The organism is Pseudomonas sp. B20(2017) (assembly GCF_002113125.1).
GTDB lineage: Bacteria > Pseudomonadota > Gammaproteobacteria > Pseudomonadales > Pseudomonadaceae > Aquipseudomonas.
This window is the reverse complement of the sequence record NZ_NEJP01000015.1, coordinates 98,112-110,398: the sequence shown is the minus strand read 5'-3', so window position 1 is coordinate 110,398 and position 12,287 is coordinate 98,112. Positions and strand designations below refer to the sequence as shown.

At 61.8% G+C, this 12,287-nt stretch carries 10 protein-coding genes; 1 reads left to right on the top strand and 9 read right to left on the bottom strand.

All coding sequences use genetic code 11. The features are described 5' to 3' along the window. Nucleotides 1–165: 165 nt before the first annotated feature. The 8 genes from CAF63_RS21440 to CAF63_RS21405 form a co-directional block, all read right to left on the bottom strand. Complete coding sequence (locus tag CAF63_RS21440; RefSeq protein ID WP_085688537.1) at nucleotides 166–795, bottom strand: glutathione S-transferase; 630 nt, start codon at nucleotides 793–795, stop codon at nucleotides 166–168. Nucleotides 796–1,015: 220 nt separating this feature from the next. Next, a complete protein-coding gene (locus CAF63_RS21435; protein ID WP_085688535.1) occupies nucleotides 1,016–1,195 on the bottom strand; it encodes a hypothetical protein in 180 nt (59 codons plus the stop codon). Further along, complete coding sequence (locus CAF63_RS21430; protein WP_085688670.1) at nucleotides 1,192–2,322, bottom strand: PepSY domain-containing protein; 1,131 nt, start codon at nucleotides 2,320–2,322, stop codon at nucleotides 1,192–1,194. The genes CAF63_RS21435 and CAF63_RS21430 overlap by 4 nt, the downstream gene beginning before the upstream one ends. 74 nt (nucleotides 2,323–2,396) lie before the next feature. Then, nucleotides 2,397–4,835 (bottom strand): TonB-dependent siderophore receptor, encoded by a 2,439-nt coding sequence (locus tag CAF63_RS21425; protein WP_085688533.1) that lies wholly within the window; start codon nucleotides 4,833–4,835, stop codon nucleotides 2,397–2,399. 201 nt (nucleotides 4,836–5,036) lie between these two features. Then, entirely contained in the window at nucleotides 5,037–6,008 is a 972-nt protein-coding gene (locus tag CAF63_RS21420) for a FecR family protein (protein ID WP_085688531.1), read from the bottom strand. Beyond that, nucleotides 6,005–6,523: an RNA polymerase sigma factor gene (locus CAF63_RS21415; protein ID WP_039768032.1), complete on the bottom strand. Its 519-nt coding sequence runs from the start codon at nucleotides 6,521–6,523 to the stop codon at nucleotides 6,005–6,007. The genes CAF63_RS21420 and CAF63_RS21415 overlap by 4 nt, the downstream gene beginning before the upstream one ends. 110 nt (nucleotides 6,524–6,633) lie before the next feature. Further along, nucleotides 6,634–7,341: a PolC-type DNA polymerase III gene (locus CAF63_RS21410; protein ID WP_064599916.1), complete on the bottom strand. Its 708-nt coding sequence runs from the start codon at nucleotides 7,339–7,341 to the stop codon at nucleotides 6,634–6,636. Then, entirely contained in the window at nucleotides 7,338–9,278 is a 1,941-nt protein-coding gene (locus CAF63_RS21405; RefSeq protein ID WP_085688529.1) for a putative nucleotidyltransferase substrate binding domain-containing protein, read from the bottom strand. The genes CAF63_RS21410 and CAF63_RS21405 overlap by 4 nt, the downstream gene beginning before the upstream one ends. Before the next feature lie 253 nt (nucleotides 9,279–9,531). On the opposite strand from CAF63_RS21405, the gene CAF63_RS21400 reads away from it, so the two are divergent. Beyond that, nucleotides 9,532–9,990 carry a response regulator gene (locus tag CAF63_RS21400; RefSeq protein ID WP_085688528.1) on the top strand — a complete coding sequence of 153 codons (459 nt, stop codon included), beginning with the start codon at nucleotides 9,532–9,534 and terminating at the stop codon, nucleotides 9,988–9,990. A 70-nt stretch (nucleotides 9,991–10,060) separates the two neighbouring features. Here the strand turns inward: CAF63_RS21400 and CAF63_RS21395 are convergent, their stop codons facing one another. After that, nucleotides 10,061–12,238 carry a malate synthase G gene (locus CAF63_RS21395; protein WP_085688527.1) on the bottom strand — a complete coding sequence of 726 codons (2,178 nt, stop codon included), beginning with the start codon at nucleotides 12,236–12,238 and terminating at the stop codon, nucleotides 10,061–10,063. Nucleotides 12,239–12,287: the final 49 nt, after the last annotated feature.

Here is a 12,287-nt window from a genome sequence, read left to right as displayed (position 1 = left end):
CGAGGTGTTGATGACGCTGATTATCGGGTTTCTGCCAGTTGAACCGCGCTGGTGCATTCGCGAGCAAGCTCGCTCCCACAGGAAGGGTGTTGCTTCAGATTGCTCCGTCGCATCCAGGACCAGTGTGGGAGCGAGCTTGCTCGCGAAGGGGGCGGAACAGTCGGCCTAGACTTTCGGCATGGTCGCAATCATCGACGGTCGCTGGCTCACTTCAAAGAACCAGTTGGCCAGTTGCGGGTTGGCTTCACGCCAGCCCAGATCCGGGAAGCGCAGATCCAGATAACCCAGGGCACAGGCCACGCTGATCGAAGCGACGTCGAAGTTGCAGGTCAGCTCGGCAATCGCGTCGCGCTCCAGCAGGGCGAGGGCGCGGCGGATCTTCTCGCGCTGGGCCTCGAGCCATTCGTCCCAGTGTTTTTCCGGGGCACGCAGCGCTTGCTCGTAACGCACCATGACCGAGGCGTCCATGATTCCGTCGGCCATCGAGGCCAGGGTCAGGCGCCGCCAGCGGGCCGAACCGTCGCGAGGGATCAACGGGTTGCCGACGTGCTGGTGGTCGAGGTAATCGAGGATCACCCGGCTGTCATGGATGACGTTGCCGTCGGCCAGGCGCAGGGCCGGGATCTTGCCCAGCGGGTTGTCTTCGTTGAGGGCAGCGTCCGGGCTGACAGGGCTGAGCACGCAGTCCTGCAGCGCGACGCGATCCTGCTGGCCGGTCTCGTGCAGCAGCACCATGACTTTGCGCACGAACGGGGACAGGGTGTTGTGGAACAGGGTCATGCTGGGAGCGGACATGGACATTCCTCGGCAGTCTTCAAAGTGCAAAGGCGTAGCCTAGTAAGTTCCGGCGTGGCTGGCGAGAGTTTGATAGCGCCTTTGCAGACGCCTTCGCGGGCAAGCCCGCTCCCACACGTTCTCGGGTGTTCACCGATCCCGTGAACACCGCGACCCCTGTGGGAGCGGGCTTGCCCCGGGCGGCGATCCGACGAAGAGGCCAGTCCAGCCAATGCAAATCTCAGCGGCGTTGCAGCAACCCACGCAGGGCAATGGCGGCCGGAATACCCAGACCCACCCAGCTCAAACCATCCCAGATCCCGTCGCCCAGCAGCGCGGCGAACAGGCCCGCGGCACTCAGCAGCGTGATCACCAACGGTGTGCTGAAGACCTTCCAGAAATTCGACTGACGCGGCTTCATGCAGAGACCTCCGCCGCTTCCAGCACCTGTTTCGCGGCCTTGCGCCGCACCACCCACAGGTACACGCCGCTGGCGAGGACGATGATGGTCAGCACGTCCAGCGTGGCCCAGAGGATTTTCATCGGCATGCCGCCGTAGTCACCGAAGTGCAGCGGCTGCGACATGCCCATGGCGTCCATGTACCACGGTCGTTCTGCCACCGCCGTGACTTGCAGGGTGCTGGCGTCGATCAGTACCGGGGTCAGCAGGTGCGAGGTCAGGTGGGTGCCGCCCTTCATGAACACCGAGTAATGGTGCTCGCTGGAGAAGCGGGTGCCGGGGAAGGCGATGAAGTCCGGTTTCATCCCCGGTGTGACGTCACTGGCAATCTCCAGCACCCGGGTGGCCGGGGCCAGTTGCGTCAGCGGCGGGGCATCGCGGTAGGGCGCGATCAGGGTCGTCAGGGCTTCGGCCCGCCACGCGGCGATCAGCAGATCGGCGCAGGCGCTGATGACACCGGTCACACCAACCACCAACGCCCAGGTCAGGGTTACCACGCCGATCAGGTTGTGCAGGTCGAGCCAGCGCAGGCGGGTGGATTTGTCCTGGCGCACGGTGCCGAACTTCAAGCGGCGCATGAACGGCAAGTACAACACCGTGCCGGACACGATCGCGATCACGAACAGCAAACCCATGAACGCCAGCAGCAGCTTGCCCGGCAGCCCGGCGAACATGTCGACGTGCAGACGCAGGATGAACAGCATCAGCCCCCCGTTGGCCGATGGCATCTCCAGCGCTTCGCCGGTACGCGCATCGAGCATGAAGGTGTGCGAGGAGTTGGGCTCGGTGCCGGCGGTCTTGGCCATGATGGTCAGCACTGCATTCGGCTCGTCGTCTTCGAAGCCGAAATACTGCACGACTTCACCGGGCCGATGCTTTTCCGCCGCTTCGACCAGTTGCGCCAGGTTCAGATGCGGCGTGTCCGCCGGCATCACCCGCAACTCGGGCGCATCGCCCAGCAGGTGGTCGATTTCGTGATGGAAAATCAGCGGCAAACCGGTCAGGGCCAGCAGCAGCAAAAACACGGTGCAGATCAAGCTGGTCCAGGTGTGGACGAAGGACCAGCGGCGAATTGTTTTACTTTTCATTTCATGACCTTCAGAAACACCAAAGCCGTCCATGAGGGACGGCCTGGTTGCAGGGCCTGTTTCAGCTCAGGCGCTTACCATTTGTAGGTGGCGCTGGCGATGACGCTGCGCTGGTCGCCGTAGTAGCAGTAGAAACCGTCGCAGGTGGAAATGTAGTCCTTGTCGAACAGGTTGGTCGCGTTGAGTGCCAGCGACGCGCCTTTGAGGCTGTTGTCCAGACGGCCGAGGTCGTAATGCACGGCGGCGTCGAACACGGTGTAGGCGTCCGCCTTGCCCAGCCAGGTGTTGGCCTTGTCGCCGTAGGTGTTGCCGGTGTAGCGCACACCGCCGCCGATGCCGAACCCGTCGAGCACGCCGCTGTGCCAGGTGTAGTCGGTCCACAGAGAGGCTTGCTGGTTCGGCATCAGTTGCAGACGGTTGCCCTTGTCGACACCTTTCTGCACTTCGGATTTGGCCAGGGTGTAAGCGGCGATGACTTTCAGGTTATCGGTAACGTCGGAGACGGCTTCGAGTTCCAGGCCTTTGACTTTCACTTCGCCGGTCTGGCTGGTGACCGTCACGTTGTTGACGATGGTGTTGACCGAGACGTTCTTCTGGGTCAGGTCATATACCGCTGCGCTGAGCAGGGTTTTGCTGCCCGGTGGCTGGTACTTGATGCCCAGCTCCCACTGCTTGCCTTCGGTCGGTTTGAACGAGTCGGTGGCAGTGGCATCGGCGCCGCTGGTTGGCTGGAAGGATTCGGCATACGACAGGTACGGTACGAAGCCCGAGTCGAACACGTAGCTGATCGCCGCGTTACCGCTGAACGCCTTGTCACGCTGGGTGTTGGTGGCGTCGCCCTTGTTGAAGAACTTGGTGCTGGTGTGCACCCAGTCTTCACGACCGCCGAGGGTCACGCGCCATTGGTCCAGGGCCATCTGGTCCTGCACGTAGAGGCCGCTCTGGTAGGTTTTCTGGTTGTAGTCATAGAACGCCGAGGAACGAGGTGGACGAGTGATCGGCTGGCCGTAGATCGGGTTGTTGACGTTGATCGACGGTGCGGAGCCGAAGATCGAGGTGTAGTTGTCGTTGCTGCGCTGGTGATCGAGACCGAGCAACAGGGTGTGACGGATATCGCCGGTGGCGAAGTCGGCCTGGAAGTTGTTGTCCACGGCGAACTGGCTGATGTCCTCATCGACGTTGGTGGTGCCACGACCGACATTGCCCTGATCGTCGACGGTGAAACCGGCGAAGGACGGGTTGTAGCTGTTGACGGTCACCGTTTGGAACGACAGGTCGGACTTGGTGTAACGCAGATTCTGTTTGAACTGCCACACGTCATTGATGCGATGTTCGAAGGCATAGCCGAGCGCGTAGTAGGTACGGTCGTAGAAGTCGTAGTCAGGATCGCCCAGGTTCTTGTGATGGGAGATCTTGCCGAACGGCATGTCGATCTTGGTGCCCTGGATCGGGTAGAACTGGCTGGTGACACCGGTATCGTCGCGGGTGAACTGCGAGAGCAAGGTCAGCTTGGTGTCTTCGTCGATGTTCCAGGTCAGGCTCGGGGCGATGTTGTAGCGCTTGTTTTCGATGTGGTCGATCTGCGTGTCGCTGTCACGCACGACGCCGCTGATGCCATACAGGAACTGACCGGCGTCATCGATCTTGCCGGTGCTGGCGAAGTTGATCTGACGGTGGTTGTCGCTGCCGTACTGCAACTGGATTTCGCTGCTCTGCACATCGCTCGGGCGACGGCTGACCATGTCCAGCAGGCCGCCCGGCGGGGTCTGGCCGTACACCGAAGAAGCCGGGCCGCGCAGCAGGGCGAGGCGGTCGAGGTTCCAGGTTTCCGGTTTCGGGTTGGCATAAATGCCGCGAGGCAGCGGCAGGCCGTCGAGGAATTGGGTCGGTTCGAAACCGCGCACGCGCAGCCAGTCGATACGGGTGTCGCTGCCGTAGCTGCTGGCGGTGATGCCCGGCATGTAGCGCACGGCGTCATCGAGGCTGTGCACGCCACGGTCTTCCATTTGCTGACGTGTGGCGACCGAAATCGAACGTGGCGCTTCGACCAGTGCGGTGTCGGTCTTGGTGCCGGCGGCGGTGCGGGTGGCGGTGTAGCCTTCGACCGGGCCCCAGGCGCTTTCATAGTTTTCCACGCCGATTACCGAGGTTTCCGGCAGGGCCATCGCGCCTTCCGGCACGGCGACCAGGGTGTAGGTGCCAGCGCTGCTCTGTTCCAGTTGCAGACCGGTGCCACGCAGCGCCGCGCGCAGGGCGCCGGCCGCGTCATATTGGCCGTTGACCGGCGCCGAGGTCTTGCCCGCCGCCAGCGACGGGTTCAGCGACAGCGTCAGGCCGCCCTGGCTGGCGATCTGGTTCAGGGTGGTCGACAACGGAGCCGCCGGCAGGTTGTAGGCGCGTACGCTCGACGCCTGTTCAGCGGCGATCAGTTGGCTGCTGGCCAGCGGGGTGCAGAGGGCAATGGCGACCGCCAGCAAACTGGGGCGCAACAAGGTGTCTAGCGAACGGGACATACGGCGGCTCCTGAATGGAAATATTTCTCAATTGCCTGTGTGCCGGACGAGATTCGAAAAGTGATAGGGCTGGATGAAAATAATTTCGATTAACGAACGACATCGCTGCACAAGTCAGCAGAAAGTCCGTTTTCATGGGGTGTGATGGGGGTTTCTGTCGCGACCTGCTCGTGACAGCGATTGCTCAGGAAGTGCTGAATGTCAGGGCTTCGGATCAGCCTTGGCCACGGTCACCCACCATGGCGTGTGCTGCTCGATCTGCACCGGCAGGGTCGGCAGCAGGGCGTTCAGCGCTTTGTCGGTGTCGTGCAGCGGGAAGCTGCCGGTGATGCGCAGGTCGGCGACTTCCGGCGCAATGCCCAAATGGCCGCGACGATAACGACCGAGCTCATGCACCAGGTCTTCGAGGCGTGCGTTGTCCACCACCAGCATGCCGCGGGTCCAGGCATCGGCACCGGGGTTGAGCGCCATCACCGAATCCAGACCGTTGTGGCGGATCAGCACTTGCTGGCCTTCACGCAGGATCTGTTCCTGCGGATTGGATTGCGGATGCGCCGCGACCGCCGATTGCAGCACGCTCAGACGGGTGCCGGCGTCTTCGCGCTTGACCAGGAACCGCGTGCCCAGGGCGCGCATGCTGCCCTCGGCGGTTTTGACGATAAACGGTCGCGCATCGCCGTGACCGGTTTCGACGAGGATTTCGCCTTCCTGCAACACGATCAGCCGCTGCTTTTCATCGAAGCGGACATCCACCGCGCTGTGGGTATTCAGGTTGAGCACGGTGCCGTCGGCCAGGCGCACGGTGCGCTGTTCGCCGGTGGCGGTGCGTTGGTCGGCAAGCCAGTAATTCAGCGGCATATAACGTTCGCCGGCAAACAACGCTAGACCGATCACGGCGACAACACTGGCCAGCCCGCTGCCCAGCTTGCGCACCCGACGGCGGATGCCTTCGCGCGATTGCAGCAACGCAGCGCGTGCCGGACCGTTGGCGACGCTGAAACGCTGGTCGAGCATGCCCAACTGGCGCCAGGCGCGAGCGTGTTCTTCGTTGGCTGCGTGCCATTTGGCGAACTCTTCGCGCTCCAGCGGCGTGCTGGAATCGAGGGTCAATTGCCAGGCAATCGCCGCGTCCAATACATGGGCCGGGACCGGTCGGGAACTGGCCGGGCTCATGTCGGCTCACCGTACAGCGCGATATAGCACTGGCGGATGCCCTGGGCCAGGTACTGGCGCACGCGCGGGACCGACACGCCGAGTTTGTCGGCGATCTCGGCATGGGTCAGGCCGTCGAGGCGGTTATAGAGGAAAGCGGCGCGGGCCTTGGTCGACAGCTTGCCGAGCATGCGGTCGATGGCCTTGAGGTCTTCGAGGATCAGTTGCTGTTCTTCGACCGAGGGCTGTTCGCCCTCGGGGATCAGCATCAGTTCGGTCAGATACGCCTGTTCCAACGCTGCACGGCGGAAGTAGTCGAACAACAAGCCCTTGGCGATTGCCACCAGAAACGCCCGGGGTTCGCGGGGTGTCAGCAGCTCATCGCGGCCGAGCAGGCGGACAAAGGTGTCCTGGCTCAGGTCTTCTGCGCGTTGCGGGCAGGCCACATTGCGGCGCAGCCAGGCCAGCAGCCAGCCGCGGTGGTCGCGATACAACGCACCGACGAGCTCACTGTGAGGGCTTTGGGCTGAAGACACGACGACACCGACTGGGAAGTGTTAACTAACGAGAATTGTTCGCGATTGTGGCAGAGGTGGGAATGGTTAGCAATTGGCCACCGGTCGGGTTGTCGGGCGACAACCCGGATTCAGAACGAATGCGTCTGCTGGCGGCGTTTCCACTGACTCAGGCGTTGTTGCAGATTCAGCGGGCTGTGGATCTGCTGCTGGCGTGCCCGGCTGAACAGGATCAGCGCCAGTTCCGCCGTGGCCAGAGCGTCGGCGCTCGCATGGTGACGCTCAAAGACTTCGAGCTTGAACCAGTCGATCCACTCGTCCAGCCCCGCCTCGCGAATGTGCGCCTGCGGGCAAACCAGCGGGGCAATCTGCGCCACATCGAGAAACACCGTCTGCAACTTGTGCCCCAGATGTTCCTTCAATGCACGGCCGAGCATGTGCTGGTCGAAGGAAGCGTGAAACGCCAGCACCGGGCTGTCGCCGATAAACTCCAACAGTTCGACCAGCGCTTCCGTGGGCTCGCTGCCGGCGGCAATTGCGCTCGGTGCCAGACCATGAATCAACACGCTCGGGCCGAGTTTCAGCTCGCGGCATTGCAGGGTGCGTTCGAACTGCTGACTGAAGTCGATCGCGCCGTCCTCGATCACCACCGCGCCGATCGACAGCACCCGATCCTTGTTCAGGTTCAGTCCGGTGGTTTCCAGATCCAGCACCACCCAACGCTGTTCGCGCAGGCTGCATTCACGCAGTTCGCCGATGGCCGGTAGTTTCGTCAGGCGTTGTTGCAGGTCGTCCGGCACAACGGGGCTGGCCGGACGCAGCCACGAAAACAGGCTCATAGCTGATACCGCAAGGTCAGGCTGCTTTGCAGGCGCTGGGCCTGGCGCAGGGATTCACGCAGGATGCGCCGGTCCAGATGATTGAGGCTGTCGGGATCGACCCGGTTCGAGTACGGCAGGTTTTCCCGGGTCTGCAGTTGATGCTGTTGCATGCGCGTCTGCTGGATGAAGTGATAAGCCTCTTCGTACGCGGCGCCATCCAGCCGGTCGATGACTTCTTTATCCACCAGCTGGCGAAAGCGTTCGAGGGTGTTGTTGGCATCGATGCCATGGGCCAGCGCGAGCAGGCGGGCACCGTCGACAAACGGGGTCAGGCCCTGGATTTTCAGGTCGAGCGTGGCCTTCTCGCCATTCTTTTTCGTGAGCACGAACTCACGGAAACGTCCCACTGGTGGACGGTTGCGCAAGGCGTTCTCGGCCATCATCCGCTGGAACAGCCGATTATCGCCGACCTGATCGAGAATCCCCCGGCGCAATTGCTCGCAACCCTGTTCATCACCCCAGACCACGCGCAGGTCGAAATAGATGCTGGAGCCCAACAGGTTCTCCGGCGTCGCCTCACGAATGAACGCGGCAAAGCGTCGGGCCCATTCGGCGCGGGACAAGCACAACTGCGGGTTGCCGGCCATGACGTTGCCCTTGCACAGGGTGAAGCCGCACTGCGCCAGGCTGGTATTGATCTGCTGGGCGATAGGCAGCAGCTTGCCGCGAATCTCTGCCGCATGGGCCGCATCCCGCGCGTCGAACAGAATGCCGTTGTCCTGATCGGTGTGCAGCGTCTGCTCGCGTCGGCCTTCGCTGCCGAAGCACAGCCAACTGAACGGCACGCCGGGATCGCCTTTTTCGGCGAGTGTCAGTTCGATCACCCGGCACACGGTGTGATCGTTGAGCAGGGTGATGATGTGGGTGATCTGGGTCGACGATGCGCCGTGAGCGAGCATGCGCTCTACCAGTTGGCCGATCTCGCCGCGCAGGGTCACCAGTTGTTCGACTCGCTGGGCGCTGCGAATGGTGCGCGCCAGATGCACCAGATCGACACGTTGCAACGAGAACAGATCCCGCTCGGAAACCACGCCGCACAGGCGTCGATCCTTGACCAGACACACATGGGCGATGTGCCGTTCGGTCATGGCAATCGCCGCGTCGAAGGCGCTGTGATCCGGCGACAGATAGAACGGCGAGTGCGTCATGTGGCGTTCGATCGGCTCGCTGAAATCGCCAACGCCTTCAGCCACTACATGGCGCAGGTCGCGCAGGGTGAAAATCCCCAGCGGCGCCTTGTGTTCGTCCACCGCGACGATGCTGCCGACCTGTTGTTCGTGCATCAGCTTCACCGCTTCGCGCACTGGGGTGGAAGGGCTGCAGGTTACCGGATGGCGCATGGCCAATTCGCCGAGACGGGTGTTCAGCGAGTATTGGGTGCCGAGGGTTTCCACGGCTTTTTGCTGGACTTGCTGATTGACCTGATCGAGCAGGCTGCTGACCCCGCGCAGCGCGAAATCGCGGAAGGTGTTGGAGAGGGCGAACAGCTTGATGAACGCCAGTTTGTTCAGTTGCAGGCAGAAGGTGTCTTCACCGGCCAGATGCTCGGTGCGGGTTGCCCGTTCGCCGAGCAGCGCGGCGAGGGGAAAACACTCGCCGGTGGTGATTTCAAACGTGGTTTCGGTGCCGCCCTTGGCCGTGTGCGGACGCTCGCCGACCACCCGGCCCTGCTTGACGATGTAGAAGTGTTCGACCGGCCCGTCGGCGGGTTTGATGATGCTTTCGCCCTGACCGTAGAAGCGCAGCTGACATTGCTCCACCAGGTAGGCCAGGTGGGCATGTTCCATTTGATTGAATGGGGGGAAGCGCTGGAGGAATTGCAAAGTGCCCTGAATGTTCTGCAACACCGCGGTTTTCCCTGCCTGGGTGAAGGCGTCCGCTTTACTCATAACCATTACCGCAGTCTTTTTCGAATTGTTGTTGTCGGATCGTTGCAGCCATGGTCGACCCCATCGCGAAGGGTGCCCATTGGACGTAAGTCTAGGTTCGGCATGCCGTTGAGTAGTTTTCGGATATGCCCTACAAAATCAGTCGGAAATTCTTCGGTTCGCCCCTTGGAAAAATATCCGACGAAGTGCACATTGAAGCGCTGTATCGCGATGTCTGACCTCTTGCCAGAGGATCGATTTAGAACACGTAGAGAACGCCATGTCCGACCACGATATTTTGAGCGACGCCGAACAGGAGGCGCTGCGGGAACTCATGCTTGAGCCCGAGTTGCCCCCTCAGCGAGTATTGATCGTCGACGACGACAGAGACGCTCGGGAGTTGTTGGCGGAAATTCTGGGGCTGGATGGCATTGATTGTGTGACGGCCGCCAGCGGTGAAGAAGCGCTCAGGATGTTGATGCCCGATACGGATAACAGACGACGGATCGGGTTGGTCATCACCGATCTGCGGATGGGCAATGTTGACGGCCTGGACCTGATTCGTCAGGTGCGTGAATCGGTACGGGCGGCGATGCCGATCATCATTGTTTCGGGCGATGCCGACGTGAAGGACGCGATTGCGGCGATGCATCTGAGCGTGGTGGATTTCCTGCTCAAACCGATCGATACCGCCAAATTGCTCGGTCTCGTCAGACATGAGTTGGGTATCGAGCCCTAGCCATTCCGGCGCAAACAAAAAAGCCCTGATCGAAAGATCAGGGCTTTTTCATGTCTGGCATCCGCGCAGGTTACAGGCCGTTGGCAGCCTTGAACTCGCGACGACGACGGTGCAGGACCGGCTCGGTGTAGCCGTTCGGCTGTTTGGTGCCCTCGATCACCAGTTCGACCGCCGCCTGGAAGGCGATGTTGCTGTCGAAGTTCGGGGCCAGTGGACGGTACAGCGGGTCGTTGGCGTTCTGACGGTCCACCACCGGCGCCATGCGCTTGAGGCTTTCCATCACTTGCGCTTCGGTGACCACGCCGTGACGCAGCCAGTTGGCGATGTGCTGGCTGGAAATACGCAGCGTCGCACGGTCTTCCATCAGGCCGACGTCGTTGATGTCCGGCACTTTCGAGCAACCCACGCCCTGGTCGATCCAGCGCACCACGTAACCGAGAATGCCCTGGGCGTTGTTGTCCAGTTCGTTCTTGATCTGCTCCGGGGTCCAGTTCGGGTTGACCGCCAGCGGGATGGTCAGGATGTCATCGACCGAAGCGCGGGCACGTTTGGCCAGCTCGGCCTGACGGGCGAACACGTCGACCTTGTGGTAGTGCAGCGCGTGCAGCGCAGCGGCGGTCGGCGACGGAACCCAGGCAGTGTTGGCGCCGGCCAGCGGGTGAACGATTTTCTGTTCGAGCATCGCTGCCATCAGATCGGGCATCGCCCACATGCCTTTACCGATTTGCGCACGACCTTGCAGGCCGGTGCTCAGACCGATATCGACGTTCCAGTTCTCGTAGGCGCCGATCCACTTCTCGGCCTTCATGTCAGCCTTGCGCACCATCGGGCCGGCTTCCATGGAGGTGTGGATTTCGTCGCCGGTGCGGTCGAGGAAGCCGGTGTTGATGAACACCACGCGCTCGCTGGCAGCCTGGATGCAAGCCTTGAGGTTGACCGTGGTGCGGCGTTCCTCGTCCATGATCCCGACTTTCAGGGTGTTGCGCTTGAGGCCCAGCACGTCTTCGATGCGACCGAACAGCTCGTTGGTGAACGCCGCTTCTTCCGGGCCGTGCATCTTCGGTTTGACGATGTAGACGGAACCGGTGCGGGTGTTCTTGCGCGAAGTGTTGCCGTTCAGGTTGTGCATCGCCGCGAGGCAAGTCACCAGACCGTCGAGGATGCCTTCTGGCACTTCGTTGCCGTGCTTGTCGAGGATCGCGTCGATGGTCATCAGGTGGCCGACGTTGCGCACGAACAGCAGCGAGCGGCCGTGCAGGGTCAGTTCGCTGCCGTCGACCTTGGTGTAGGTACGATCCGGGTTCATGGTGCGGGTGAAGGTCTGGCCGCCCTTGGACACGGATTCCGCCAGGTCGCCCTTCATCAGGCCGAGCCAGTTGCGGTAGATCACAACCTTGTCGTCGGCATCGACGGCTGCCACGGAGTCTTCGCAGTCCATGATGGTGGTCAGCGCCGCTTCCATCAGGATGTCTTTGACGCCGGCGGCATCGGTCTGGCCGACCGGGGTACTGGCGTCGATCTGGATTTCGAAGTGCAGGCCGTTGTTCTTCAGCAGGATCGCGATCGGCGCATTGGCGTCACCCTGGAAACCGATCAGCTGTGCGTCGTTGCGCAGGCCGCTGGTGCTGCCGCCCTTGAGGGTGACGACCAGTTTGCCGTCAGCGATCTTGTAGCCGGTGGAATCGACGTGAGAGCCGGTCGCCAGTGGCGCGGCTTCGTCGAGGAACGCACGGGCGAAGGCGATGACTTTGTCGCCACGCACCTTGTTGTAGCCTTTGCCTTTTTCCGCGCCGCCGGCTTCGCTGATGGCGTCGGTGCCATACAGGGCGTCGTAAAGCGAACCCCAGCGGGCGTTCGAGGCGTTGAGGGCGAAGCGGGCGTTCATCACCGGAACCACGAGTTGCGGGCCGGCGGTACGGGCGATTTCGTCATCGACGTTTTGCGTCGTTGCCTGGAAATCAGCCGCTTCTGGCAGCAGATAACCGATCTCTTGCAGGAAGGCTTTATAGGCCACGGCGTCGTGCGGCTGACCGGCACGGCTCTGGTGCCAGCCATCGATACGAGCCTGGAAGTCATCGCGTTTGGCGAGTAGGGCTTTGTTCTTCGGCGCCAGGTCGTGAATGACCTTGTCGGCACCTTCCCAGAATTTGTCGGCGGTGAGGCCGGTACCGGGAATGGCTTCGTTGTTCACGAAGTCGAACAGGACTTTGGCGACCTGCAGGCCACCGACTTGAACGTGTTCAGTCATTGCTTGCCTCACTCTGCTCAGCTATTTCGCTTTTCAGCTCTTCAATTTA

Bases quoted from the DNA above. Each gene is read 5' to 3' on its own strand.
- CAF63_RS21430 (WP_085688670.1), bottom strand. From the start codon at position 2,322: ATGAAAAGTAAAACAATTCGCCGCTGGTCCTTCGTCCACACCTGGACC.
- CAF63_RS21405 (WP_085688529.1), bottom strand. From the start codon at position 9,278: ATGGTTATGAGTAAAGCGGACGCCTTCACCCAGGCAGGGAAAACCGCG.
- CAF63_RS21420 (WP_085688531.1), bottom strand. From the start codon at position 6,008: ATGAGCCCGGCCAGTTCCCGACCGGTCCCGGCCCATGTATTGGACGCG.
- CAF63_RS21400 (WP_085688528.1), top strand. From the start codon at position 9,532: ATGTCCGACCACGATATTTTGAGCGACGCCGAACAGGAGGCGCTGCGG.
- CAF63_RS21435 (WP_085688535.1), bottom strand. From the start codon at position 1,195: ATGAAGCCGCGTCAGTCGAATTTCTGGAAGGTCTTCAGCACACCGTTG.
- CAF63_RS21410 (WP_064599916.1), bottom strand. From the start codon at position 7,341: ATGAGCCTGTTTTCGTGGCTGCGTCCGGCCAGCCCCGTTGTGCCGGAC.
- CAF63_RS21425 (WP_085688533.1), bottom strand. From the start codon at position 4,835: ATGTCCCGTTCGCTAGACACCTTGTTGCGCCCCAGTTTGCTGGCGGTC.
- CAF63_RS21395 (WP_085688527.1), bottom strand. From the start codon at position 12,238: ATGACTGAACACGTTCAAGTCGGTGGCCTGCAGGTCGCCAAAGTCCTG.
- CAF63_RS21440 (WP_085688537.1), bottom strand. From the start codon at position 795: ATGTCCGCTCCCAGCATGACCCTGTTCCACAACACCCTGTCCCCGTTC.